23 protein-coding genes are annotated in these 25,721 nt (G+C 55.7%); 10 read left to right on the top strand and 13 right to left on the bottom strand.

The genetic code is table 11. From position 1 onward, the window contains the following. Position 1: 1 nt before the first annotated feature. Both K7J14_RS12795 and K7J14_RS12790 read left to right on the top strand, forming a co-directional pair. Positions 2 to 715: an ABC transporter ATP-binding protein gene (locus K7J14_RS12795; RefSeq protein ID WP_230756996.1), complete on the top strand. Its 714-nt coding sequence runs from the start codon at positions 2 to 4 to the stop codon at positions 713 to 715. Positions 716 to 760: 45 nt separating this feature from the next. Next, positions 761 to 1,399, top strand: a complete 639-nt coding sequence (locus K7J14_RS12790; RefSeq protein WP_230756994.1) for a CBS domain-containing protein — start codon at positions 761 to 763, stop codon at positions 1,397 to 1,399. Positions 1,400 to 1,510: 111 nt separating this feature from the next. Here K7J14_RS12790 and K7J14_RS12785 read toward each other — a convergent pair whose 3' ends face one another. Genes K7J14_RS12785 through K7J14_RS12765 form a run of 5 tightly spaced genes read right to left on the bottom strand, consistent with a single transcriptional unit; the run spans position 1,511 to position 7,004 of the window. Then, entirely contained in the window at positions 1,511 to 3,289 is a 1,779-nt protein-coding gene (locus K7J14_RS12785; protein ID WP_230756991.1) for a RelA/SpoT family protein, read from the bottom strand. Continuing rightward, positions 3,273 to 4,157, bottom strand: coding sequence for a peptide chain release factor N(5)-glutamine methyltransferase (prmC, locus tag K7J14_RS12780; RefSeq protein WP_230756989.1), 885 nt, complete (start codon positions 4,155 to 4,157; stop codon positions 3,273 to 3,275). Before prmC ends, K7J14_RS12785 begins: the two co-directional genes overlap by 17 nt. Positions 4,158 to 4,185: 28 nt before the next feature. After that, complete coding sequence (prfA, locus tag K7J14_RS12775) at positions 4,186 to 5,256, bottom strand: peptide chain release factor 1 (protein WP_230756986.1); 1,071 nt, start codon at positions 5,254 to 5,256, stop codon at positions 4,186 to 4,188. 33 nt (positions 5,257 to 5,289) lie between these two features. Continuing rightward, complete coding sequence (locus tag K7J14_RS16265) at positions 5,290 to 6,225, bottom strand: rhomboid family intramembrane serine protease (protein WP_330165602.1); 936 nt, start codon at positions 6,223 to 6,225, stop codon at positions 5,290 to 5,292. Then, the gene (locus tag K7J14_RS12765) at positions 6,222 to 7,004 is read right to left on the bottom strand and encodes an exodeoxyribonuclease III (RefSeq protein ID WP_230756984.1); all 783 of its coding nucleotides are present in this window, start codon (positions 7,002 to 7,004) and stop codon (positions 6,222 to 6,224) included. The genes K7J14_RS16265 and K7J14_RS12765 overlap by 4 nt, the downstream gene beginning before the upstream one ends. A gap of 83 nt (positions 7,005 to 7,087) precedes the next feature. Here K7J14_RS12765 and K7J14_RS12760 point away from each other — a divergent pair, with 83 nt between their 5' ends. From K7J14_RS12760 to aat, 3 genes are read left to right on the top strand one after another with little or no spacing between them, the layout of a single operon-like run. Continuing rightward, the gene (locus K7J14_RS12760; protein WP_230756982.1) at positions 7,088 to 7,393 is read left to right on the top strand and encodes an ATP-dependent Clp protease adaptor ClpS; all 306 of its coding nucleotides are present in this window, start codon (positions 7,088 to 7,090) and stop codon (positions 7,391 to 7,393) included. A gap of 2 nt (positions 7,394 to 7,395) precedes the next feature. Continuing rightward, complete coding sequence (locus tag K7J14_RS12755) at positions 7,396 to 10,095, top strand: AAA family ATPase (protein WP_230758901.1); 2,700 nt, start codon at positions 7,396 to 7,398, stop codon at positions 10,093 to 10,095. Further along, positions 10,067 to 10,888 (top strand): leucyl/phenylalanyl-tRNA--protein transferase, encoded by an 822-nt coding sequence (aat, locus tag K7J14_RS12750; RefSeq protein ID WP_230756980.1) that lies wholly within the window; start codon positions 10,067 to 10,069, stop codon positions 10,886 to 10,888. The genes K7J14_RS12755 and aat overlap by 29 nt, the downstream gene beginning before the upstream one ends. Here the strand turns inward: aat and K7J14_RS12745 are convergent. Genes K7J14_RS12745 through K7J14_RS12730 form a run of 4 tightly spaced genes read right to left on the bottom strand, consistent with a single transcriptional unit; the run spans position 10,872 to position 16,773 of the window. Then, positions 10,872 to 11,561 (bottom strand): response regulator transcription factor, encoded by a 690-nt coding sequence (locus tag K7J14_RS12745; RefSeq protein ID WP_230756978.1) that lies wholly within the window; start codon positions 11,559 to 11,561, stop codon positions 10,872 to 10,874. The two genes, aat and K7J14_RS12745, sit on opposite strands and share 17 nt — an antisense overlap. Positions 11,562 to 11,572: 11 nt before the next feature. Further along, positions 11,573 to 13,252, bottom strand: coding sequence for a sensor histidine kinase (locus tag K7J14_RS12740; RefSeq protein ID WP_230756976.1), 1,680 nt, complete (start codon positions 13,250 to 13,252; stop codon positions 11,573 to 11,575). 37 nt (positions 13,253 to 13,289) lie between these two features. Beyond that, the gene (locus tag K7J14_RS12735; protein ID WP_230756962.1) at positions 13,290 to 15,941 is read right to left on the bottom strand and encodes a tetratricopeptide repeat protein; all 2,652 of its coding nucleotides are present in this window, start codon (positions 15,939 to 15,941) and stop codon (positions 13,290 to 13,292) included. A gap of 49 nt (positions 15,942 to 15,990) precedes the next feature. Beyond that, the gene (locus K7J14_RS12730; RefSeq protein WP_230756959.1) at positions 15,991 to 16,773 is read right to left on the bottom strand and encodes an AAC(3) family N-acetyltransferase; all 783 of its coding nucleotides are present in this window, start codon (positions 16,771 to 16,773) and stop codon (positions 15,991 to 15,993) included. A 64-nt stretch (positions 16,774 to 16,837) separates the two neighbouring features. On the opposite strand from K7J14_RS12730, the gene K7J14_RS12725 reads away from it, so the two are divergent. The 4 genes from K7J14_RS12725 to K7J14_RS12710 all read left to right on the top strand — a co-directional run bounded on the left by K7J14_RS12725 (position 16,838) and on the right by K7J14_RS12710 (position 20,811). Beyond that, positions 16,838 to 18,199, top strand: coding sequence for a GH1 family beta-glucosidase (locus K7J14_RS12725; protein WP_230756957.1), 1,362 nt, complete (start codon positions 16,838 to 16,840; stop codon positions 18,197 to 18,199). A 106-nt stretch (positions 18,200 to 18,305) separates the two neighbouring features. Continuing rightward, the gene (locus K7J14_RS12720; RefSeq protein ID WP_230756955.1) at positions 18,306 to 18,662 is read left to right on the top strand and encodes a hypothetical protein; all 357 of its coding nucleotides are present in this window, start codon (positions 18,306 to 18,308) and stop codon (positions 18,660 to 18,662) included. 45 nt (positions 18,663 to 18,707) lie between these two features. Further along, a complete protein-coding gene (locus K7J14_RS12715) occupies positions 18,708 to 20,045 on the top strand; it encodes a TrkH family potassium uptake protein (RefSeq protein ID WP_230756952.1) in 1,338 nt (445 codons plus the stop codon). Positions 20,046 to 20,097: 52 nt separating this feature from the next. Next, a complete protein-coding gene (locus tag K7J14_RS12710) occupies positions 20,098 to 20,811 on the top strand; it encodes a potassium channel family protein (RefSeq protein WP_230756951.1) in 714 nt (237 codons plus the stop codon). Positions 20,812 to 20,838: 27 nt separating this feature from the next. On the opposite strand, the gene K7J14_RS12705 is transcribed toward K7J14_RS12710, so the two are convergent. The 4 genes from K7J14_RS12705 to K7J14_RS12690 all read right to left on the bottom strand — a co-directional run bounded on the left by K7J14_RS12705 (position 20,839) and on the right by K7J14_RS12690 (position 24,368). Beyond that, positions 20,839 to 21,831 (bottom strand): alpha/beta hydrolase, encoded by a 993-nt coding sequence (locus tag K7J14_RS12705; protein WP_230756949.1) that lies wholly within the window; start codon positions 21,829 to 21,831, stop codon positions 20,839 to 20,841. Further along, positions 21,828 to 22,859: a helix-turn-helix domain-containing protein gene (locus tag K7J14_RS12700; protein WP_230756947.1), complete on the bottom strand. Its 1,032-nt coding sequence runs from the start codon at positions 22,857 to 22,859 to the stop codon at positions 21,828 to 21,830. Before K7J14_RS12700 ends, K7J14_RS12705 begins: the two co-directional genes overlap by 4 nt. Positions 22,860 to 22,922: 63 nt before the next feature. After that, the gene (locus K7J14_RS12695) at positions 22,923 to 23,342 is read right to left on the bottom strand and encodes a bacteriohemerythrin (protein ID WP_230756944.1); all 420 of its coding nucleotides are present in this window, start codon (positions 23,340 to 23,342) and stop codon (positions 22,923 to 22,925) included. 27 nt (positions 23,343 to 23,369) lie between these two features. After that, positions 23,370 to 24,368 carry an RluA family pseudouridine synthase gene (locus K7J14_RS12690; protein WP_230756941.1) on the bottom strand — a complete coding sequence of 333 codons (999 nt, stop codon included), beginning with the start codon at positions 24,366 to 24,368 and terminating at the stop codon, positions 23,370 to 23,372. Positions 24,369 to 24,520: 152 nt separating this feature from the next. Between K7J14_RS12690 and K7J14_RS12685 the strand changes: the two genes are divergently transcribed. Then, positions 24,521 to 25,582 carry a LacI family DNA-binding transcriptional regulator gene (locus tag K7J14_RS12685; RefSeq protein ID WP_230756938.1) on the top strand — a complete coding sequence of 354 codons (1,062 nt, stop codon included), beginning with the start codon at positions 24,521 to 24,523 and terminating at the stop codon, positions 25,580 to 25,582. Positions 25,583 to 25,721: the final 139 nt, after the last annotated feature.

Genomic DNA, 25,721 nt, shown 5'->3' with positions numbered 1-25,721 from the left:
CATGGCATTGCTGACACTGAATTCGATTCAAACTTTTTACGGAAATATACAAGCGCTCAGAGATATCTCCCTTACCGTCGAAGAAGGAGAGATCGTAACCCTTATCGGCGCGAATGGAGCGGGTAAAACCACGACGTTGATGTCGATTTGCGGCATTACGCCGGTTCGTTCGGGAACCATCGTTCTGGACGGCAAGGACATAACCAGAATGGCTCCGAACAAGATCGTAGAGCTCGGCATAGCTCAGGTTCCCGAGGGCCGCCGCATCTTTCCGCAGCTTACCGTAACCGAAAATTTGGATATGGGAGCTTTCTTGCGTTCCGACAAAGAAGGCATTCGACGCGATCTTGAAGAGGTTTTCGAGCTTTTTCCCCGGCTTGCGGAACGGCGTCATCAGCAGGGGGGAACCCTTTCGGGGGGCGAACAGCAGATGCTCGCCATTTCCCGGGCTCTTATGATGCGTCCGAAGATTCTTCTTCTTGACGAGCCTTCTCTCGGTCTTGCGCCGATTTTTGTTCAGCATATTTTCGAAATAATCGGCAAGATAAACCGTGAACGAAAGACGACGGTATTTCTGGTCGAACAAAACGCCTACATGGCCTTGAAGATCGCTCATAAGGGATATGTTCTGCAGAACGGAGCGATAAAGCTCGCGGATACCGCTGAAAATCTTTTAGCGAACGAGGAAGTGCGGAAAGCATACCTCGGAGTCTGATTATGATGTATAATCATAGTATCATCCATCATAAGGAGGCATGCTATGGTCGTCGCAGATGTTATGACTCTTAATCCGAGATTTATTCATCCGGATATGTCCGTTCCGGAAGCCCGCTCCATCATGAAAAAAGAAAAGATCGGGCGGCTTGTGGTTTTGGACAAATCCAACAAACTTGTCGGTATCATCACGGAAAGGGATATTGTCAATGCAAGCCCGTCGGTAGCGACAACCCTCGATATGTACGAGATGAGCCACCTCCTCTCCCGGTTGAAAGTTGAGCAGGTTATGAAAAAGAACGTCATAACCGTCGATGAAAACGAGGTGGTCGAAGAAGCCGCCCGCATAATGGTCGATAACAACATCAGCGCACTGCCGGTATTAAAAAACGGCGTTTTAACCGGCATCGTATCCGATGGAGACCTGTACAGGCTGTTCATAAAAATGTTCGGCGCGTATCAGGAGGGAGTGCGCATCACGCTTCTGGTCCCCGAAGAAAGAGGCGAGTTGCACAAGCTGGCTTCCTGCATTACCGAGAAGGGCGGAAACATTCATGCGCTGGTCATCTGCGAGGGCAGCGATGTTACGAACAAAAGGTGTTTGATAAAGGTTTCCGATATTTCCAAGGACGCGCTTTTGGAAGCGACGAAACCGTATTCGATAAAAGTTCTTGATATTCGATAAAGCAGTCCGCTATCCGATAACGGCTTTTGTTATTCGGTGCAGGCAAGCGTTGCTCAGGTGGAAATTCTTTTCGCCGGAAGGGGCGGTTCGTTCGATATGGACGAGCCGCCCTTATTTTTTCTTTTTGGGCTTTTCTTCCGGAGGAACTTCCCATTCCACGGGGATGCTTCTGTGCTTTATCTCCGGAATGCGGCCAAGGTTCGTGCAGTCTTTCCGGTGGATTATGATGCCTCTCCCGCGGGATACATAGCCGACGATGGGGAGCGGAGGGACCGGTTTGCAGCACTGGGCGAATTTGATCATGAAGTTCGTGGTGTCGCCGATCCTGATATTCAGAACGGCCGCGTCGAATTCCCTTTCTTCCGAGCTTTCAGGCTCATGAGTGCGTATCCCGCGATGGTGGTGCTTCTGTTCGGCCGGCTCCTGTTCGGCTTCCTTTTTCTCGAAGGATGCGCCGGGATCGTTCTCTGCGAGCCAGGCCCGTATTTTTTGCCGGGCTTTCGCTGTATGGGCGTTCGCATATTGATTTTGAGTCGGATGAGCCTGAGGGTGCGTGATTACTTCGATCACCTGGGTGTTTTTCAGCGGCTCCGACAGCGGGATGATTGACCCGTCCGCTTTGGCTCCCACGATTTTTTCGCCGACTGCCGTATGGACATGATAGGCAAAGTCGATCGCGGTAGAGCCGGCCGGAAGTTCCATGATGTCGCCTTTCGGCGTAAACACATAGATGGAGTCGCCCAGGATATCGGTCTTGATGGAGGCTAGATAGTCTTCATCGGTGAATCTCGATTTCGTGAGCTCCTTCAGTTGATTGATGACGGAAAGGCTGTTTTCTGTGATTATTTCGTTGCTCGTTCCCTTCTTATAGAGCCAGTGGCTGGCGACTCCGTTTTCCGCGATGTCGTGCATTTCCCGGGTTCTGATCTGTATCTCGAGCGGACGGCCTTCCAAGCCCATTACGGTTGTGTGAAGGCTTCTATAGCCGTTGGGCTTGGGCATGGCGATGTAGTCCTTGAATCTGTTGTCCAGGGGTTTCCATATGGTGTGGACAAGACCGAGCATCGTATAGCAGTCGTTAACCGTTTCGCAGAGAATCCTCATCGCCAGGAGGTCGTACAATTCGTCAGCCGCTTTGTTCCGTTTTTTCATTTTCTGGTAAATGGACCAGAAATGCTTTGCGCGCGATTGAACGGCGATCTCGATTCCGGATGCGCGGGCGCGAGCGACGAGGGTTTCTTCAGCTTCCTGAAGGAAAGATGCGCGTTCGCCCTTTTTAGCCGCGACCAGGGCTTTTATCTGGTCGAATGCTTCGCGATTGAGCGCTTTGAGGCTGAGATCTTCCAATTCATCCTTAATGGAGGAAATACCCAGCCGGTTCGCCAGAGGCGCCCAGATTTCGATGGTCTCCTGCGCGATGACGCGGGCCTCCGATTCGGGAAGGTTTTTCAGCGATCTCATCTTGTCGAGCCGGTCCGCCAGGCGGATCATCAGGATTCTGATGTCGTTGATCATGGCGAAAAACATTTTCCGGATCGACTCAGCCTGCTGCAGCGTTTTATTCTTCATGTTAAGGCCGGATATGCGCGAAGATCCGGAGACGAGGGATTCGACGGTCGGATTGAACCGGGACAGGAGAATTTCAGGGGAAAAATCGGGAAGCTCCGCGGATGCATGGAAGAGGGCGGCGGCTACCGTGTCTCCGTCCATTCCGAGATCAGCGAGAATGCGGGCGACTCTGACGGGATGCGCCGAGAAGGCTTCTCCGGAAGGGCGCGCCATGTTGGAACTGACGGAAATAAGATACTCGAGAGCTCGGGAAATTTGATCCGACTCTTCTGGAGAAAAATGCGGGTAGTCCTTGAACAGGGATTCAGGGTATTCCGTCATGGCTTTTTCCTTCTGCGACTCTATCCTGGTTTTCCAGATCTTTATGAATCACTATATCGGTAAAGCCGGAGCTCTTCAATATTCGAGCCGTTTCAGATGCGTTATATTCGCCGCTCTCGATGAGAATACGCGAATTAGGAGCGAGAACATCGAGGGCGGCGGGAACGAGGGCGCGTACGAGGTCGAGACCGTCCGAGCCGCCGTCGAGAGCAGACAACGGCTCCCCCCTGCCGTCCTCGAGGAGGGAACGGGCAACGAGCGACGGCACATAGGGAGGATTGGAAACGACAAGGCTCCATCCGCCCTGTATGCGCGGCAATCCCTGTCTGAGATCTCCCTGGATAAAAGAGACCTCGTCGTCGACGAGGGCGCGCGAGTTTTCACGCGCGATTTCGAGGGCTTCGCCGGAAATATCTGTCGCGGAAACTTCGGCGTAGGGGCAGCTGCGTTTGACGGCTATCGCGATGCATCCGGAACCCGTGCAAACGTCCAAAACGCGTATGGGGGCGCCGGGATGAGCGATTCTGATGGATTGGACGATGCCGCATGCGCGTTCCACCAGGATTTCCGTATCGGGTTTCGGTATGAGAACAGCGGGAGTTACCTTGAAACGCAATCCCCAGAATTCTTTCTCCTGCGTTATATAGGCTATGGGAGTTCCCTGGAGCCGCATTTCGAGTTGACTAATGAAGTCTTTCTCCTGTTCTCTGGTTAATCCTATTTCGGGATGGGCCAAAAGCATTGTTCTGGAGACTCCGAGAATTTTTGAAAGAAGAATGGACGCATCCAGTTCCGGAGTCGCGGCGGCGACGAATGGGTTCTTTTTGAGAATTTCCACTGCCTTCATACGCGCCTGGGCGGCGTTCATAGTCTGCTCCTGACGGTAAAAAAAGGAATCAGCCTTGCTGTTCCTTCATGAGTTCTTCGCGCGAGGCCATCGCGAGAGCTTCGACGAGTTCGTCGATGTCTCCCTGCATTACCAGGTCGAGTTTATAGAGCGTCAGATTTATGCGGTGATCGGTAAGCCGGTTCTGCGGAAAATTATACGTGCGGATGCGTTCCGAGCGGTCCCCCGAGCCTATCTGGCTTTTCCGGTTCGCCGCTCGCTCGGCGTTCTTTTTATTTTCTTCCAGCTCGAACAGCCGCGTGCGGAGAACGCGCATCGCCTTCGCCTTATTCTTGATTTGGCTTTTTTCGTCCTGTTGAATGACTACGATGCCGGTGGGAATGTGGGTAAGCCGGACTGCCGAGTCGGTCGTGTTGACGCACTGTCCTCCAGGTCCCCCGGCGCGCATCACGTCTACCCGCAGGTCTTCCTGCCGGATGACTACCTCCGTCTCCTCGGCTTCGGGGAGAACCGCTACGGTGGCGGCGCTGGTTTGTATGCGTCCCGAGGCTTCCGTTTCAGGCACGCGCTGCACGCGGTGGACGCCCGACTCGTAGCGGAGCGCGCCGTATACGGATTTGCCGGAAATGGAAAGGGTTATTTCCTTGAAACCGCCGAGGCCCGTTTCATTGGCGGAAATGACTTCGTACTTCCATCGGCGGGATTCGGCAAAACGGGTGTACATCTTGAAAAGATCGGCTGCGAAAAGCGCGGCTTCCTCTCCGCCGGTGCCGGCGCGGATTTCCATGATGATGTTTTTTTCTTCCAACGGATCCGGAGGTATGATGAGGACTTTGAGGCGTTCTTCGCTTTTCTCAAGGCCGGCCTCCAGCTCTTTGAGCTCCTCGCGGGCCATTTCTCTCATTTCCTGATCGTCGGCGTCCTGGATAAGGCTTTTGGTTTCCGCGATCGACGATTCCAGTTTACAGTAAAGCTCGTATTCTTCCATGAGCGTGGACAGATATGAATGTTCCCTCATGGTTTCTTTATATTTTGAAGGATCCCGGACCAGGTCGGGGTTTTGTATGTTCGTATCGAGTTCGGTGAATCGCGCTTTCATGCGCAAAAGTCGGTCGTGCATGGAAACGAGTATATCAGATAGCACGCCGGCTCTTCAATTGCCGCCGCTTTGCGTCTTTCGCGTTTTACCGGCGTTTCGCGAGGAGGCGTCCCCGGACGACGTTTCTCGTTTGCGAACATCCTTTGGTTCGGCCGGTCGGCGCGCTTCTGGCGCGGTTTTTCTTTTTGCCGGCTGAGCGGAACGGCTTTGTTCTGAGGAGGCTTTTTGAGGAGAAGCCGATTTCAGCGAAGCGCTCGGCTTTTTCGGTTGGGCAGCCGCCGGCGTTGCGGTTTTCGAGGGTTTGGTCTGAAATCGCGCCGGGGGGGCTTTTTTCGCGCCGGCTTGCATGATTGGAGGCGTTCGAACCGGCAGGTCGGCTGGCGCGGCTGCATTCGCGGCGACGTTTATTTTCGGCGCAGCGGTTCGCCGGGGAGCGGGCCTCGGCCGGAAGAAGCCGAAGAGGCTTCCGCACAGGCCACCCGCCAGATGAGCGAATTGGGAAATATCGTCGCCCCTGAACGCGTTCAGGAATTCGCGCCCGAGATACAGGATGACGATCAGGATGAAGGTGAGCGGAACGTCGTTTTTCCCGTGATTGGTGAACGAGGCGAGCAAAATCATCATGAATACGACGCCGGAGGCGCCGAGCAGGGGGTGGGGAAAGAAGCATGCGTTCAACACGCCGGTAACGAAGCCGGTCACTACGATCATCAAGAACATGGTGAACGAGCCGTAGGTTTCTTCGAGCATCGGGCCGAGCAGGAGTATGTAGGCGAGGTTGCTCAACAGATGGTTCCAGTCTGCGTGTCCGGCGATGTGGGTGAACATGCGGAGATAATCCAGCGGTTTGAGAATATCGAACTGCAGAGCGCTCGGCACGGTGAAAAAAGCGCGGATGAACCCGTGCAGAAGGAACTGGTCGATCGCGACGGTCAGAGTGCAGAAAAATGCGAAGGTCAGCGTCGTCGGGGCGTTGTATTTTATTCTCATGGAAGATCGCAGGTGATTTTCACCGGGCAATGGTCCGACCCGTAGACGTCCTTGAGAATGACCGATTCGCCGACCGCGGGAGCGAATCCGGGATTTACGCATGCATAGTCGATGCGCCACCCGATGTTTTTTTCGCGCGCCTTGAAGCGGTAGCTCCACCAGCTGTAATGGCCGCCCTCCGCGCAGAAACGCCTGAAGGTGTCAACCCAGCCGGCGCCTATGAATTCGTCCATCCACGCACGTTCTTCCGGAAGGTATCCCGGATTTTTTTCGTTGGTTTTCGGGTTGGCCAGATCGATCGGCTTGTGGGCGATATTGTAGTCTCCGCAGAGAATGACGTTTTTTCCTTTTGAAACCAGGGAGTCGCAGGTTTCCTTCATCGCGGAGCAAAAATCGAGTTTATAGCCGAGCCGGGCGCCGGCTTCCTGCGAGTTTGGAAAGTATGCCGATATGACGACGGCTCCGGGATATTCAGCCATCGTTACCCGGCCTTCGTCGTCGAACTCGGGGATCCCCATGTTGCGGACGTCCAGCGGTTCTTCTTTCGAGTAGATGGCCGTGCCGGAGTAGCCTGCTTTTTTCGCCGAGCTCCACCAGGATTTCCATTTCCGTCCGTCCGGCAGGACCGGATCGCCGAGCTCCGGCGACACCTGTCCCTTATGGGCTTTCGTTTCCTGAAGGCATAATACGTCCGGCGATTCGGCCGCCAGCCATTCTAAAAAGCCTTTCTTTTCCGCGGCTCTGATGCCGTTCACGTTCCAGGAAATAATGGATTTCATAGCCTCATAATGCCATGAGCCGACCAGGGGTTTCAAGGTGAATTACTATTGTTTCGGGCCGTGTTTTGCAGTATTTTTAAGGTATGAATCCGGATAACAGGGTAGATCAGCGGACATTCCTCTCCGAAGACGTGGATGAGCCGAAACAGTATAGAGTAGTGCTTTTGAATGACGATTTCACGACGAAGGATTTCGTCGTGGCTATTCTCGTGGGCGTGTTTCATAAAACCCATGAAGAAGCCTTATTTATCATGGAAGACGTGCATCGGAAGGGCAGGGGCGTTGTCGGCTCGTACATATACGACATCGCGGCCACCCGATGCGTGCAGGTTCATGAGGCTGCCCGCCAAAACGGGTATCCTTTGCGGTGCGTAATGGAGCAATTGTGAAAATCAAGATAAGCGGAGTGGTTCAAAAGGTATTGGATCAGGCATGGTCGGACGCGCGGGCGAGGGGGCATGAATACGTAACCCCCGAGCATGTGCTACTGGCCGCTCTCGATCATCCTCCTGCCCTGAAGGTGCTCGCCATGTGCGGCGCCGACATAGCCTATATACACGACAGCGTTGACGAGTATCTGCGGAAATCCATGCCGGTTCTCACCGGATCGGAGCCCCTGCAGACCGTCGGGTTTCAGGAAGTATTCCAGCGCGCGGTGATTCATTGCGAAAGCGCCGAAAAGCAGGTGCTGGAAATATCAGATATTCTGGTAAGCCTCATAGACGAACAGAAAAATTACTGTTCCTACTATATGCGGCGCGGCGGGCTCGACCGGTTGATCCTTCTGGAAGTCATCAGCCACGGCGGCATGTCGGCCGACGATTCCTATGATTCGGAAGAAAACGGGTTGTTCCTGAATTCCGAAGATCGAGAGGGCAGGAAGGCGGACGACATCGAACGGCGCGAATCCTCTGCCCGGAACGCCGCAGACCCCTCTGCGCAGAAAAAAACAGGCCCCGGCGGCGAGGCCGAGGGAGTCGATTCCGGAGAACGCGCTGAACCTGACGAATCAGGCGACCCGCTGAATAGGCAGAAGGGCGCGAAAAAATCCTTTCTTGAGCGGTATACCGTGGAATTGACGGCGCTTGCCCGCCAGGGAAAACTCGAGCCGCTCATCGGACGGGAAGGCGAACTCGAACGCACCGTGCAGATTCTGTGCAGACGCATGAAGAACAATCCGGTGCATGTCGGAGACGCGGGCGTGGGAAAAACCGCGATTACCGAAGGCTTGGCCCAGCGGATCGCGAGCGGCGATGTGCCCCGCCTGTTGAAGGACTATGAAATCTACAGCCTCGATATGGGTTCCCTGGTTGCGGGAACAAAATTCCGCGGAGATTTCGAGGAGCGCATAAAGAGAGTCATCGACGAGCTTCTCAAGAAAGAACGGGCAATTCTGTTCATCGACGAGATCCATACGATAATCGGCGCCGGCTCCACCGGGGGCGGAACCCTGGACGCGTCCAACCTGTTGAAGCCTGTTTTGACATCCGGAAAAATACGGTGCATCGGATCGACGACCTACGAGGAATACAATAAATACTTCGAGAAGGATCATGCGCTCGCGCGCAGGTTCCAGAAAATAGATATCGTGGAACCCGCGGAAGAAGACGCGATTGCAATTCTGAAGGGATTGAAAAAGCGGTACGAGGAATTCCACGGCGTAGTCTATACCGACGAGGCGATCGAACAAGCCGTGAGGCTTTCAGCCCAATATATTACCGAACGGAAGCTTCCTGACAAGGCTATCGACATAATCGACGAAGCCGGAGCGCGCGCAAGAATCATCGCCGGCGGGGCGTCGGCAGCCGCTTCTTTAACGGCCTCTGACGCAACGGCTGCAGCTGGAGGTTCTGCCGCGGCGGCGAAAGAATCATTCCCCGAAGCGGACCTCTCCGAGGCAGCATCTAATGGCGCCATAGGCGAAGCAGGAACAGGCGCCGGTCTCGCTCCAGAAACCGGCGCCGGAGTCGCTGCAGAAACTGGATGCGGAGTCGCTACAGAAACCGGGGACGCCTCGGCCGGACGGGATGATGCTCCTTGCCTTGTTCCGGTGATAGACCGCGCCTTGATTGAAACAGTCGTGGCGAAGGTGGCGAGGATTCCGGAAAAAACGGTGAGCACCGGAGAGACCGAACGGCTCAAGCTGTTGGACGCCGAGCTTTCGCAGAAGATATTCGGCCAGCAGGATGCGGTAGCCGCGGTAGTGCGGGCGGTCAAGCGTTCCAGGGCAGGCTTCCGTGCGCCGGGAAAACCGGTGGCGAATTTTCTCTTCGTCGGGCCCACCGGCGTGGGCAAGACGGAACTGGCCAGGCAGCTGGCCGACATCCTGGGCATAGCGATGCTCCGCTTCGACATGAGCGAGTATCAGGAAAAACATACCGTTAGCCGTTTGATAGGTTCCCCTCCCGGTTACGTGGGATTTGAAGAGGGCGGATTGCTCACCGACGCAGTGCGCAAGCAGCCTCATGCGGTAGTACTTCTGGATGAAATAGAAAAGGCGCATTCGGATATTTACAATATTCTTCTGCAGATTATGGATTACGCGACCCTGACGGACAATCAGGGGCGGAAGGCCGATTTCAGGAACATCATTCTGATTATGACCAGCAATGCCGGAGCGCGCGAAATCGGAAAGCCGATGATAGGCTTCGGCGAGCGGGCGGTTACTGACGCGGCGGTTTCGGAAGCGGTGGAAAAAACCTTTACGCCGGAATTCAGGAATCGACTCGACGCGGTGGTGCGCTTCGACCATCTTTCCCGCGAGGTGATGATCTCCATCGTGAAGAAGGAGCTCGACGAGGTTCGCTCGAGGCTCACGGAGAAAAAGGTGTCGCTCGCCGTTTCGGACGAGGTGCTGGATTTGATCGTGGAGCGCGGCTGGTCTCCCGAGTTCGGGGCCCGGAATGTGGCGCGGCTGATAGAAGATCTGATCACCACGCCGCTTGTCGATCTGGTTCTCTTCGGAGAGCTTTCGAGGGGCGGAAGGGCGACCTGCGTGCTCGATGCGTCCGCGGGAACTTCCGGCCAGGGAAGCGCGGTGAAGATTTTGACGGAGAAACCAGATGGCGTGCAGACTGCCGAAAATATTTGATTCGCAGTCCCGCTGCGATCCGGCCTTTCCTTATCTTGAGCTGGACGAGTACTTTCCCTTTCCCGAGCCGGAGGATGCCTGCGGCTCGGTGGTGGCGGTAGGCGGCAATCTCTCTCCGGGGATGATCGTTTCTGCGTACACGCAGGGTATTTTTCCGTGGTTCAACGACGACGATCCCCTGTATTGGCAATCGCCCGATCCCCGCTTCGTCATTCTGCCGGAAAGCTTTCATGTTCCGTCCAGATTGGAACGGACGGTGAAAAAGAGTCCGTTTCAAATTCGGACCGATACCGCCTTCGAGCGGGTGATCGGCTGCTGTTCGGGAGTCGTGCGGAAAAATCAGCAGGGTTCCTGGATCACCGAGGACATGATGGACGCGTATATAGAGCTCCATCATGAAGGGTTGGCCCATTCGGTCGAGGCCTGGCAGGACGGCCGCCTGGTAGGCGGTTTTTACGGCATTCTGATGGGCGGCGTGTTTTTCGGCGAATCGATGTTTACCCGCGCGGACGACGCGGCGAAAACGGCGTTTACGGTGTTCGCGCGGCATTTTTTTGAAAAAATGGGCGGAGTTCTGATCGATTCCCAGGTGTATACGGACCACATGGCGCGGTTCGGCGGAATCAATATTTCGCGTTCGGCGTATCTGAGAAAGCTGCGCGGAGCGCTCGGCTTCGAGGTCCATGCTGAAACAGACCAAAGCGAAAACCGCGAGAGGCTTTTAGCGGGCAGGGGAATCTGGCCGCCTGATGTATTGGCGGAACCCGGCCGGGCCTTCAATTCGGCGGGGTGAATTTATAGCCGATGCCGCGCACGGTATGAATGTAGCGGGGGATGTCCCGTACGTCTCCCATTTTTTGCCGAAGACGAGCCACATGAACGTCTATGGTGCGAGTGGTGATGTTCGAGTCGTATCCCCAGACGGTATTCAGCAGCTCTTCCCGTGAAATGATGACGTCGCGGTGCTTGTAGAAGTAATCCAGAAGCTTTATTTCCTGCGCAGAAAGGGTTGTTTCCTCTCCCTTGTTGCAGATGACCCCTCTTTTCAGGTCTATCGAAACTTCCTCGCAATCAGCGGCCTGGGCATTTCCGTGCCGTTGGGAAGATCTGCGTATGAGGGCTTCGATGCGGGCGATGAGTTCCGGCATTTCGAAGGGCTTTGATAGATAGTCGTCTGCGCCGATTTTAAGCCCCTGCACGCGGTCTTCCGTCTGGCTTCTGGCCGTGAGCATGAGTATCGGCGTTTTGACGCCTGACGTTCGCAAGCTCCTGCAAACCGCGAAGCCGTCTTTGCCCGGCAGCATGACGTCGAGGATTATAGCGCTCCATTTTCCGTTTGAAGCCGCTTCTTCGCCGCTGACGCCGTCAGTACGCGAATCAAAGATATATCCTTCCGCCTTGAGCCTGTCTCCGACTGTCAGAACGAGGCCGGGTTCGTCTTCAATCATCAGAATCCTGTCTGCCATCTCCCGCTCCTTTACCGGCATGGTAATGAAATACTAAACGTGCTGCCGGCATACGGTTTGCTTTCGAGAGCAATCGTGCCCCCGTGCGCCTGAACAATCCGCTTGACCAGGTTTAGACCGATGCCGTTTCCGGCGATCTGGCCTTCTTTTGCTCTTTTTCCTCTCCAAAAGGGTTCAAAGATATACTTCTGTTCATTCGCCGGAATGCCGCATCCCTTATCTCTCACTTTCAGTATAGTATGCCTTTCAGGCACTTTCCTCCCCCTTTCTTCGACAGAAAGGTGAATTTCGAGGTATTTGCCTCCCGAAGCGTGTCTGACGACGTTATGAACGAGGTTTTGCACTACTGATTCGAGGGCGACGGCGTCTCCCTTAACGAACACAGGTTCCGGAGGCAAGGTTACGATTGTTTGAAAATCCAGTTCGAGCCGGTCGCGTTCGGAAAATTTGAGAACTTTGATAATAAGGTCGGATAGATTAATGATGTCGTGATTGACGCGCGTCAGGTTCGAGGTGTTCGCGTAGAGCAGAAAATGCTCGATGGTCGCGCTCAACCGGGCAGACTCCTTTCTGATCAGCTGCCCGTATTGTTCCGCCTTTTCCCGGTCCCTGACCAGGCCGTCGGTGAGATTTTGAGCCGCCGAAGAGATGACCGCAAGCGGCGTTTTGAGCTCGTGCGTGACAGTGGCAATGAACTCCTGCTGGCTGACCGCGAGCCTGCGCGATCTGCGGGAGGCTTCAGCGAGGAGGATCATCGCGACCAGGATGAGCGCGAGTATGCCGAAACTGAGCACCGCATTCTGAATTGTAGCTTTGCGGGAGAGGTTGCTGAGGGAGCCGTCGCGGAGAACCGCTTGCAGCTTCAAATGGGAAAGCGCCCCCGAGATTCTTTTTTCCGGCGGGCGGGCTCCCCCTTCCCGGGTATATTCCTTGAGGAAGGCGAAGGCTTCCATCCAGTCGATGTTGAGGGTTTCCGGAAGCAGGTTTTGTCCTCGCGGGGGGAGGGGAAATTGCGTGTTTTCATCGAGCGCGACTTCGACGTCGGGAACGAGAAATGCTTCTGGAGGAATTGACGAATCGGATTGGTAAACGAGCTTTCCCGACTTAGAATCGATGATTCGATAGGCGTGAAGATCGAGGGAAACCAGATTTCCTTCCGCGAGGGCAGGGATGACCGTGTCGAGGAAGACGTTGCGGTCGTAGACGCAGGTTATTTCCGCTTGAACAGCAGCTTTGTCGTTCGCCGAGCTCGACGGCGCCGGAACGCTGATGCGTATTTCGTCGGCATCGGGAGGAGCGTGCCTGAAGGGGGGCTCGTTGCTGAAAGGATCCGGCGACGAATAGGACCATATCGGAGAATCATCCTGAAATGAATCGGAGACGACGACTGCCTTGAGTATTTTCGGATTGATCGCGTATTTTTCCCAGAACTGTCTGCGCTCGGTCATGTGGTATTCAAGGGGTTTGTCGTCTTCGCGCTGAAAACGCAGCAAGGTGGGGAGGAACAGGAGTTCTTCGTGGATCCGGCGGGTCAGCGTCTGCGCGGAGCTGATCATGCTGTAGCGAATGCGCCGTTCGTCCCTTTTTTGCAGCTCCTGAAGCCAGTTGAACTGGCTCCACGCCAGCATGGCCAGGAGCGGCAACGTGACGGCGATGATGACCCAGGACAGGGAAAATCGTTTGATGCTCATCGGGAAATTATAGCCTAACGGGCGGCGATTGGCGAGGTTATCCTTCCGGAGAATCAGCCTGCCACCGGTTGAGAAGCCAAATTATTCCCGGTTCGACGAGTTTTAAAGGCGTATTGCAGGTTTTACAGCGGAATCTTCCGTCGTCTCCCAGATGTTCCCGGGCGCAGCCGATGCAGTAATGGGCGCGGCAGGCGGGACAGGTTCCGGCGGGGAGATCGTCCGGGGGCTGGGCGGTGAGGTGGAGAGAGCCCTGCGGGGGAAGATTGCGCGGAACACGCCAGTATCGGTTGCATGACGAGCAGGATATTTTTTGCGAGCTGCGTTCCTCGATGTCCTGTTCGAGTTCGTTTGTTTCCGGACCCGAGTCTATGCGCTTGAGTTTGCGGAGAACCGCTTTTGCGTTATCTACGCGCTGGGTGTGGAGATAGACGCGGGCAAGCTCGCGAAGCAGTTCGGTTTCTTCGGGGAATTCCTCCAGCCCCTGCTGGAGAGCGATTTCAGAACGGGTGAATTCTCCCTTTTTCCCGGCAAGGAAGCTGATGAGCAGAAAAACGCGGGGACTCGGTTGAATATCGTAGGCCCTGCCCAAGAGGTCGTCGGCTTCGTTCAGGAGGTCGAGTTCAAGGCAGTTCGCCGCGCGGTCTGCCAACAGTTCCGGATCGAAGGGCGTTTTACGGAGGGCTTCGCGGTACCATTCTTCGGCATCTTCGTATTTTCCTTCCTCTACCAGCAGATTCGCGCCGGCATGGAGTTCCCGGGCGTTCGAGCGGTCGAGGAGTTCAAGCGCTTCGGCGAGCCTGCCCTGTCGCCGCCTGACTTCCGCGAGATTGACGACGATTTCGCGTTCCCCGGGAAGAAGCCGGCGGGCTTCGGCCAGGTGTATCGCCGCCGAGTCCGGGTCGTTTTTGTCCAGCAAGGAAAGAGCGGCGAGATTGTGTATCCATCCGTCGCTGTCGTCGGCCTCAAGGGCCTGTTTCAGTTCTTCTTCGTAGTCCTGTCCCGCGTTGCGGAGGGTTTCGGCGAGGCGGAAGCGGTAGGCCGCAAATCCCGGCTCCAGATCCCGTGCGCGCACTAACCGTTCGAGGGCGCCCTGGATATCGCCCTTTTCACGGCGCAGCAGGGCTGAAAGATACCAGACGGCGGAATCGGAGCAGCGTTCCCCTTCGATTCGTTCGAAGCAGGCGAGGGCTTCGTCGGCGTTTCCCCTGGCGTAGTGGTATTTTCCCCGCAGGGCCTGCATCGGATATTCCTGTTCGGGCAAGCTCAGGCGCCCTGCAGATTCGAGATTATCTATGATGCCCTCGAGTTCGTCCGTGTCTCCGGCTGCGAGGTATCTGCGACCGGCTTCGAGCCATGCGTCTACAGCCCGGGGATGCAATCCCGCCTTCAGCCATTCGTTTCCGGCGTTGAGGTGGAAGAGTCCTTCTCCGGGAACGAGTTCGCCGGCGCGTTCGTAGCGGGTTGCCGCTTCCTCATGACAGCCCTTGTGCCTCAGCAGATGGCCTTCGAGGTTGGAAAGAAAGGGAGACTCCCTCCGTTGTTCTATCGGGATTCCCGAGAGCAGGATTTCCAGATCTTGATATCTATCCTGAAGGTAGAAAATTCCTCCCAGCTCGGATCGGGCTTCTGTTATCGCCGCGATTGAGGCAGTCCCGGCGCCGCCTTCCGCGCGGACTTGTGCTGGTTGCGAGTCTTCTGCGGGATCGGTACTCAATAAAACCTGATCAGTCCCGGCAAACTCCAGTGCCTCCGGGGCCTCCTGACGCGCTTCTATGATTTTCCTGAATTCCTCCTCGGCTTCCTCAAAAACCCGCTGAGCCAGGTATGCTCGCGCGAGAGCGAGGCGGGCTTCCGGTTGGAGGGGAGCGGCCTTCTCGGCTTTTTTCAGCTGAAGGATGGCCGGTACGTAGGAGCCCATCGCGAGCCAGGTTTCGGCGAGTCTTACGCGGGCTTCCGGGGGAATGGGGATGAGAGAATTCCATCGCGTATGAACCGCTTCGATTTCGAAGGGCCGGGAGTCGATTGACAGCGAGCCGAATACTATGCGAACAGAGGAGAGCGCGTTCCAGTTTTGTCCCGCGAGGGCGATCCGTCCGGGGGCCTGGATCGTATCGTCCGAACACTCGGCGACCCAGCGCTCGTTCACGATGAGCGTGAAGGAAGTTCCCCGGGCGATTATTTTCAGTCGGCTTCCCGGTTTTCCCGCCGCGGCCGCTGCCGTTTCGGTCCAGCCGAGAACGGGAAGGGGCGTTCCGTTCACTACGGCGTCCATCCTGATCATTCCCGCGTCGGAAACGAGAACCATATAGAAAGTCGATTCGTTCAGATATCTGAAGATTATGCCGCCGGCGGCCGTTCCCGCGTTCGTCATTCGCCGGGAATCGGGCAGCGGGTTCTGCGGGGCTGCCTCTCCTTCCGCCGGAGCGTGTTCCGGGGAACCGGGCAGGATGTCGGCTTCGAAGACCGCGTCCCGGTAGCGATAAATCGGATCGACGGTCCAGGCGAAAATATTCTTGCGTTCAAGTTCGAGTATGAACCCGTCCGGGCCGAAGGAGCTTCGGTATCCGTCCCCTTTTTCAGCGGGAAGCCGCGACGCGTCGGGTTTTTTAAAGGGCGCTCGCCAAAGTTCTTCGGGCGTATCCTCTATGTCCTGGAGGGGCGCCTGGGCGCGTCCGAATAAGCGTTTCATAAATGTGAGCATACGCCGTCAGGTTACCGTAAATGTATGCATCTGTCCATCAGGATTCGCTTCCCCTGGCCTTGCCCGCTGCCGCTTCGAGAAGGGCGCGGATTCTGAACAACTTCCATTTTCCGTTCGGGAGTGCGCCCGAAAACACTGATTCGGGATGCCGCGTTTCAAAGAATTCGCCTGTTTCCGGAAATTTTTGCGTATGGAAGGCCGCGTCAGGTGCCGTTTCCCTGAACGTCAGGGATACGGGTCCGATGCGGACGACGCGGGACGCTGAGCAGGTGACGGTCTCGGTCGGCCGGCTTCCGTCCGGCGGATATTCGGCGAGATGGAGGGCGGTGCAGGTTTCCCAGCCGGTTCCGAGCATGAGTATGAAAGCGTCTTCCCGGGCGAGGGTTCCGAGGGGAGAGGAAGGCCCGAGTCCGTTCGAAAGCCGGTGTCCCCGTGCGAATCTGCCTGAGGCGGGGCCGAGGGCGGCGAATGAAAGAACGGGATGATCGGAGCGTCGGACGCGGGGCATGGCGCGAAACCATTCGGGGATTCTGCCCATGGAGCGGCAGGGAGTCGACCGTTTGTCGAAGGGTGCCGGCGGGACGTCGTCGCTGTGTGCCGGCATTATCAGCGTTACGCGCCTGAGAGCCGCCGCTTGGGCGAGGGCCGCGCATACGGTCCCTTCCCCGCCTGCCACCGTGCCGAAGGCTGAAAGCGAGCTGTGGATCAAGACCGCGGGATGTCGGGGAAGGGCGTTGCCCGGATACAAAGAGGCCGCCCGAGTAAAAAGTTCTGTAAAAAAACCGCTTAAATTGTTGAAATCGGCAATTAATTCACTCACAAATGCTTCCCTTTTTTTCCCGGCTTCGGTAGTATTCAATTCAGAACATAGTACAGGAGTTTGTATGTCATTTCCATCCGATTTTATTTGGGGAGCGGCGACCGCCTCGTATCAAATTGAAGGCTCCGTCCGGGCCGACGGAAGAAAACCGTCGATCTGGGATGTTTTTTCCGCTACGCCGGGTAAAACCTTCAACAGCGATTCGGGAGAAATAGCCTGCGATCACTATAACCGCTGGAAAGACGATATTGCCTTGATGAAAGAGCTCGGGCTTCAATCCTATCGATTCTCGCTCGCCTGGCCCCGCATTATTCCGGACGGAAGAGGCAAAATCAATCCCGCCGGTCTCGATTTCTACTCCAGGCTCGTGGACGGCCTTCTTGAAGCCGGCATCCGCCCCTGGGCGACTCTCTATCATTGGGACCTCCCCTACGACCTTCACCGGCAGGGCGGCTGGATCAACCCTGCGATAAGCGACGCGTTCGCCGAATACGCCCTCGCGGTCGCGGAGGTTCTCGGAGACCGGGTGACCGACTGGATGACCTTCAACGAGCCCCAGTGCATCCTCGGCCTCGGCTACGAGGCGGGCGTTCACGCGCCCGGCCTGAAGGCTCCCGTCCAGGATTTGATGTACGGCCTGCATAATCATCTGGTCGCGCACGGAAAGGCGGTAGACGCTCTCCGTTCGGTCGGCGGCGGCGTTTTCAACATCGGCTACGTTCCCACCGCGCAGTCCTTCATTCCCGTAAACGACAGCCCCGAGGAAGTAGAAGCGGCGAAGAATGCGTTTTTCTCCTATAAACCCCGCCACGGCTACATGTGGTCCATGGCCATGTATACCGATCCGGTGTTCTTCGGAACCTACCCTGAGGATTTCATTTCGCAAATGGGCAGCCATCTTCCCCCGAACTGGGAAAAGGACTTGCCGGGGATCGGCGGAAAAACCGATTTCTGCGGCATAAATCTGTATTCCGGCTTCCGGGTGAAAAAGACGGAAACCGGAATCGAGCCCGTGCCCGTTCCCTCCGGCAGGGAGCAGACTGCGATCAAGTGGTACGTGGAGCCCGAGACCCTCCGCTGGGCGCCGCGCTTCCTTTCCGAACGGTACGGAAAACCGGTGATCATCACCGAGAACGGGCTGTCTCTTTCCGATTGGGTGCATGTCGACGGCAAGGTGCACGACCCCGCGCGCATCGACTTTACGACACGGTATCTCAGGGAGCTCGAAAAAGCGATCGGAGACGGAGCGAATATCGCCGGCTACTTCCATTGGAGCTTGATGGATAATTTCGAGTGGGCAGAGGGTTACCGCGAGCGGTTCGGCCTCATTCATGTTGATTTGCAAACCCAGAAGCGGACGATAAAGGATTCCGGCTATTGGTATAAGTCCGTCATCGAATCGAACGGAAAGATTCTGCACGACTGATTTCATGCGCCTCCCGGATTTTCGTATTCACTTTGGATGTTTGACAAGGCGTCCCGGGGATACGAAAATCTTAGGTGAACGGCAGCAGCCGGTTCAGGGAGGCGTTATGAAGCAAGTGAGTAAATTCCTGGGAATTCTGACTCTTGAAATCGAGGATATGCAGGATGATATCGCCCTCCTTATCGGCCAGATCGAAGTAAAGCGATCGAACGGCCTGTATACCGAGTATGTGGCACGGGAGAATAACGCCCTGTACCGGGTTGAACTCGACGCCCTCTCCGATTTTCTTTCCGAGGTGCGGTCCTGCGATCCTGTTCTCTTCGAATCGGTAGAAGAAGTTATTCAACATCTTTCCTCGACTATCCCTGAGAAGGTTCGCGACGGCTTGTATCCGCCTATGATGACCGGGCTTCTGCTCCGGAAAATGGAGAAAATCAGGGATTTCGTCAAACTTTCCTGTTGAGAGCTTCTCCTTTTCAAATTCGCGTCTTCCGTGTACACTTTCCCCATGCGTACCCGCCTTTCAATGGACAAGGTTCAGCTTTTTGCGTATTTCATCGTGTTGCCGCTCCTGGGTTCGGCTGTGTTGTCTCAACCTTTCGCCTATGCGTCGGGCATTCCGGTTCCCTACCTGGACGCGCTGTTCACCGCGATGTCTGCTGTCTGCGTAACCGGACTTTCTACGGTCTCCATGGACGTGTACAGCCCGGCCGGATTCATCGTCATCATGGTTTTAATCGAAATGGGCGGTTTGGGAATCGTCACCTTCATTTCTTTTTATCTGGCTGCTCCCAAGAGGAAGCTGTCCCTTGTGAATCGCACCGTCGTCCGCGACTTTTTTTCCGAGGATGTGGAAATTGAGCCGAGACGGATACTCCTTTCAATCATCGGGACGACGTTCATCGTCGAGCTGATAGGTGCCGTGTTGCTGTACGGAGGCTTCCGGGGCGCCGGGTCTGAACAGCCGGTTCTGGATGCCGTCTTTCATTCGGTTTCCGCTTTTTGCAACGCCGGTTTTTCCACGCGTTCCGATAGCCTCGCCGGTTTTGTGAACGATCCCTGGCTGCCCCTTGCGATAAGTTTGCTCATCATCGCGGGCGGGCTCGGTTTTTCCGTATTGGCCGATGTCCGCAAACTTTTTACGAAAAAATTGCACCGGCTTACCTATCACAGCCAAATCGTGCTGATCGCGAGCGGGACTCTTATTTTCGGAGCCGCCGCGGTGTTCTGGCTTTTAGAGCGCAACCGCGCATTCGCGGGCCTGCCCCCTCTGCGACAGATTTCGGCAGCGTTTTTTCAGGCGGTGACGCCGAGAACAGCCGGATTCGAGACCGTTTCCCAGGCGAATCTGACGCCGGCTTCCAATCTGTTCACGGCCGTTCTCATGTTCATCGGCGGATCTCCCGGATCGATCGCAGGCGGCGTAAAGACTACCACCTTTCTGGTGGTGTTTTTATACGCGATTCGGGGCAATACCGAGCAGAACGGCTTCAATATGCGGCGGAAGTGCATCGATACCGCAACCGTCGAAAAAGCGTTCAGCATAGTGGCGAAGAGTCTTATGATATGCATGAGCGCCTGTTTTTTGTTGTTGATCAGCGAAAGAGAAAGCCTCATGGCCGGCACTGTGCGCATTTTCGATATCTTTTTTGAAACGATATCGGCGTTCGCTACTGTCGGATTATCGCTGGGCGCCACCGCATCGTTGAGCGCCGCCGGCAAGGCCATCGTCATCGCGACGATGTTCATCGGAAGAACCGGCATCTTCGCCATGGCCCTCGGCTTCGCTCACAGCGAAAAAGAGCGGTATTTCGAATATCCGTCCGCGTCGATTTTAATAGGATGAGCCGGGAACGCAACGGCGCGATTTTCGATAGAATCGAAAAGGAGAAGAACGAATGAAACAGTTTGCAATCGTAGGGCTTGGAGCCTTCGGCATCAGGATGCTCGAAGAGCTGTTGGAAATCACCAACGAGATCATCATTATCGACCGCGACAAGGACGTGATCGAAAAATATAAGGACTTCGCCCGGGCTTCCTATATTACCGACGCGATCAACGAAACGGCGTTGAGGAAGATCGTGCCGCCCGAGATAGACGCGGTCATCGTCGATCTGGGCGGAAAAATCGAATCCTCGATCATGACGATTAATTTTCTGCATAAGATGGGCATACGGGAGATCGTCGCGAAGGCGCAGACTGACGAACACGGAGAAATCCTGAAACTGATGGGAGCGACGAAGGTCATCTATCCGGATCGCGAAGCGGCCAAGCGCATCACGCCGATCCTCGCGTCGTCTCTGCTTTTCGATTTCATGCCGATTTCCCAGAACTTGTCCCTTGCGGAAATCCGTGCGAACGAATACTGCATCGGGAAAACGCTCATGGAAGCGAATCTCCGCAAGGAATTCTCCCTCAACGTAGTGGCGCTCAGGAAGGAGGACAGCGACGAGTTCACCTTCATCAACGATCCCTCCTACGCGTTCGCGAAAGAAGACGTGCTCCTCGTCGCCGGAGCAGAAGAGGACATCTTCGCCTTTTCCCGGGATCCTGAACGCCAGGTTCGGAGGGATTTCCGCGAATCGTTCAGGAAATTATTCGGCAAGAAATAAGATCCGGGCCGTATCGCGTTCGATGCTCTATTCTTGCGGCAGCCCGTGAATGAAGTCTGCCGAAGCCCGGACGACCGGATCTCCCGACCATGCGTGATCCCGGTCCGCTATGAACATTTTCACGACGAATACGCCGTCGCGTTCGAGAAGCGTCGCGTACGCTTCCGCTTCATCCCTCAGCGTATCCCTGCCGCAGATAGTAACGAAGGCGGGAGCGAGGCCGTCGAACGAAGGGTAGAGAACAGGATAGATCGACGGTTCTGCTAAAAGCTCTTCGCGTCCGGCCGTGTAGGCCCGGGTGAAAAAGTCTATGCTCCGCGGCGTGATGACGCTCGTCTTCGAGTGTTCCAGACGCGACGGCCACAGCGCGCCAAGCTCCGGCTCGGGGTTCCCTACATAGGGGGCGTACAACAGCTGGGCGACGGGCTGCTCTCCGCCTTCCGCTTTTTTCCAGTGCGTAATTCCCGCCGCCAGATTCGCTCCGGCGCTTTCTCCGGCAATGATGAGTTTGCCGTTCGATCCCGGAAAAACGGTCGCGGCGTTTTCTTCAGCCCATGCATACGCCGCCCGGCAGTCTTCTATCGCCGCAGGCCAGGGATGCTCCGGGGCGAGCCGGTAATGGATCGAGATGGCGGGCGCCTGCAAATCCCTGGAAAGCCGTCTCACGAGGCTGTCCGCCGCGTTGATGCTCCCCGAAACGAAGCCGCCTCCGTGAATATAGAACAGAACCGGCGAGTTTTCCTTCTGCGTCTGCGGAACATAGAAGCGGACTTCTATGGTTCCAGCGGGACCGGGTATTTCCGAATCGCGGATTTCTTTCATTTTCACTCCGGCGGCCGGAGGAGTCGATTCGGCGAAGCGGCGCACCGTGGGATACTTTGTTTCTACGTTATCCATGTAGTGCCTGCTCACTGTAGCGCAGGAAGCGAGCGAGAAGGCCGCCGCTAAAAGCAGCGCCAGGTTGATGATCGATCGCGGGCGGAGCTCTCCGCGCGATGCCGTTCGGGTATGCGATTTCATGTGTTCTCCTTGCGGTATGCGGTCGGCGTGGTGCCGGTTTCTTTTTTAAATACTGCGTTGAAAGACGATTTGGTATTAAAGCCGGAATCGAATGCGATCGTAAGTATCGACGAATCGGGTTCGGCGAGGATTCTCTTTTTCGTCATTTTGATTCTCCATGAATTTACATAGCTCGAAAAATTCACGCCGAGATGCTGATTCAGGATTTCCGAGAGCTGAGGACCGCTTATGCCGATGAGGCTCGCGAGGTCTTCGAGGCTGAGTTCGGGGTCTGTGAACGGAGTTCTCGTCTCCATTACCTCTTCAAGAGACTTCAGCAACTCCGGAATATCCAGTTTTTTCAGCCGGGTTTTGTCGTTGTGCGCCTGGGTTGCCGATTCCCTGAGCCGGTTCCATGTTTCCGGCGCGGAAAAGCTGAGCAAGGTTAATCCGAAAATCGCGAATATGAGCAGGATCCAGAAAATGTAGAGGAGCGAATCGAGACCGAGGGGCTTGGAAAGCAGCATTCCCAGCGTTTGAACGGCAATAACAAGGAGAATAGTGTAGAGAACCTTCAGATTTCCCGCAACGTTCCTGAACTTTCCCAATTCTATTCTAAGGAAAATGAAAACGGACACGTCGCTTAAAAAGAGGAGACCATACGAGAGGGTGAAGACGTACTTCCAGGGAACTCCCGCGAAAATCAAAACGGTTCCGCCAATGTAAACGGCGGTTATGCCGAGTATTATCGTGTGAAACAGACGCATCTTCGTGAAGCGGATGCCGACCGAATCGAGGACGAAGGCCGAGCCGATCGGGCCTAAAAGGGCCATCGAATAGTAGACGGTCAGATTCGCCGGAAGGCTCTCGAACCGGTTGGCGACGGAGAATCCTCCTGCGAAGCACATCAAGCCGAACACGAAGTGAAACAGGGCATTGATGTAATCGATCAGATGCTTCCGCCGCGAGACTATCATAATCAGCGCTATATTCATGAAGGCGACGCCGTAGCTGAAAATGAATGTTTTGGTGAAATCCTCAAGATTCATCGGTCATCCTTCGCCGCGGTCGCGGATAGCAAGAGGCTGCAATCCGGCTTCTGATGCTCCCATTCAGGCTTTCTGCGAAATGAAGGCCGCCCATTCCTGGTCGGACCGGGCTATGTGCGCGAGCAGCCAGGAGCCGAGAAAGCGGTAGAGCTGGAACGAGGCTTCCGCGTCTGAGGCGGCGAGCCCCTTAATCTGCGCCGTAATCTTGGCGACGAAGGCTTCGTGCTCCTTTTTATGGGACTCGAGCCCGGGAAATCCGTTTCTGCGCATCAGGTCTTCTTCTTCCGTGAAATGATACAGCGTGTAATCGGTGAGCCGCTTCAAATCCTTCGCGAGCTTGAGGCCTGCGTCCGCTTCGTCCCTGTCGGCCGCTTCCATGGCCTGATGGACGTCTTCTATGACGCGGATAAGCTTCTTGTGCTGGTTGTCCACTTCGTCGAAACCGGTGCTGAGGGATTCATCCCATTTGAAAACATTGATCATGCAGGAATTGTACCCTCGGGTTGTCTATCAGACAAGTACTTCATCCCAGGATTCAGGAATTCCGGAGACGGTTTTCGCGATATCGACGCCTTTTATCGGAAGGATCATGCGCATGCAGTGAAGGGCCTGATTCGGCAGGATGAGCCTTTCATGGTCCTTTTCCGTCAGGCTTCCTTCGATAAATCTGATGAAAAACTCTGGATCGAGTCCGTAGAGCTTGTCTCCGACGACCGGAAATCCCGATCCCTGAAGGGTGGCCCTGATCTGGTGCGTCTTCCCGGTGCGGGGAAAGGCCGCGAGCAAACTTCCCCGGGACCCGTCGGGAAGCGAGAACTCCTTGATCCGCTCGAAGGCTGTCTCGCACCGCGAAGAAGCGGGAATCGGAGGCTCCTGTCGTTCGCCGGATTCAGGTTGCGCGCGCGGTTCTGCATCATCCCGGACGAACAGACTTTTTTTTCGTACCGGCGAGGCGCTGTCCGGTTTGAGATAGCCCCGCGCTTCGAAGGCTTCCGGGGCGGCGCCGTGGACGAGGACTCGGTATTCTTTGCGTATCAGGCCTTCCTGCAGCCACCGGGAGGCGAGGGCCGCCTGCCTGGCCCCCTTCGCCGCCACGACGACGCCGGAGGTTTCGCGGTCCAGGCGGTTTATGAACGAATAGCCGGTTTCCGCCATTCCGAGAAAATTCCAGAGCGTGTTTTCCCGGTAGATGCCGGACGGGTGGACGGGAAGTCCTGCGGGTTTTTCGATCCAGATGAAATCGTCGGTTTCATGGAGCGTTTTCCAATTCGTGTTTACCGGAGGCTCCTCGTATGGGAGGGGCGTCCATTGCAGTTGGTCTGCGGGCTTCAGGAGCGACAGCGGATCCGCCGGCCTGCCGTTGATCAGCACTCGTCCTTCCTCGATTTCCCTGGTCCACGAGGCCGAGTCGAAATAGGTGAAGCGGGCGGAAAGATAGCCGGCCAGGCTTAGTCCCCTGGCGTCGGGAGGGATAGATATGCGCCGTGTAAGCGGAATCGGACTCGTCATTCGCCCAGTATACCCGGCGTCCGTTTTTGGAAAAGCACCCCTTTGCAGAATTCATACATAGGGATAGAATAGAACGAACAGTTTTACTAAAAATAAAGAGAATCGGAAGGCGATTGCAATGCGGCCGGTTCCCTTGAGGAAGGCGTACGCTCATGGCAACCTTAAAGGAGATCGCGGAACGGACGGGAGTCTCGATGGCTACCGTTTCCCGGGTTCTCAATTTCGATGAAACCCTTTCAGTCTCCCCCGATAAACGAAAAAAAATCCTCGAGGTCGCAGAGGAGCTCGATTATGTTCCGCCGGGACGCAAGGCAGGGGCCAGGGCCGCTTCCCGGAAAAAAGGCGCGCGTCCCCGCATCGGACTGGTTCACTTTTTGTCGGTCGAAGAAGAATTGGAAGATCCGTATTACATATCGATCAGAATCGGCATCGAACGCAGGAGCCAGGAAGCCGGCTTCGAACTGGTGAAGCTGTTCAAAACCGAGGACGGGTATCACGCGGACCAGCTCCGCAATATCGCCGGGCTCATCGCGATAGGCAAATTCGCCCGCGCCGAGATCGATTCCTTCCGGGCGTATTGTTCCGACATCGTCGCGGTGGACTCGACTCCCTGCCCGAGCGAGCTGGACAGCGTTTCCGTCGAAGTGGACGCTTCCATGCGGCTTCTGCTCGACTTTCTTCTGGGGCAGGGTTTTTCCCGCATCGGGTTTTTCGGCTGCAGGGAAATTTACGAGGAGTATCGTACCTATCTGGGAGAACGCCGGTATACCGCCTTCGTCGAGTATTTGCGGGAGCGTAACCTCTTCGAAGAAAAGTACGTGAGCCTCGATCTGCTGACCGCCCGGAGCGGCTACTCCATGTTCATGGCCGCTTGGGAGAAGCGCGACATCCCCGAGGTGATCATCGCCGGAAACGACACGACCGCCCTCGGCATCATGAAGGCGATCCACGAATGCGGCCTGCGAATCCCCCAGGACATTTCGGTGGTCGGCATCAACGACATCCCGACCGCCCAATACACCTTTCCTCCTCTTACAACGGTGCGCTTCCACTCGGAGTTTATGGGGGAGACGGCGGTCGATCTTTTGCGCGAGCGGCTGGAGGGCCGGACGATACCGAAAAAACTCATCGTTCCGTCCCACCTGGTCATCCGCGATTCATGCAGGATCGAAAACGGAGAAGAAAAAATGGACGGTTTTGTGTTGCATGCCTGAAATCCTGATTTTTCTGAAACCGAACGGCTGTCCGGGTGAAATATTGCGTTAACGGGTGATTAATTGCGGTTCCTTTGCGGGAACCGTTTTTTTTTGCTTTGAAAGTTTAGTAAAATAAGTGGTAAAATACTAGTAAAAT

The organism is Teretinema zuelzerae (genome assembly GCF_021021555.1).
Taxonomy (GTDB): Bacteria; Spirochaetota; Spirochaetia; order Treponematales; family Treponemataceae; genus Teretinema; species Teretinema zuelzerae.
The sequence above is the reverse complement of the archived record's forward strand: the minus strand, read 5'-3'. Positions and strand labels throughout refer to the sequence as shown.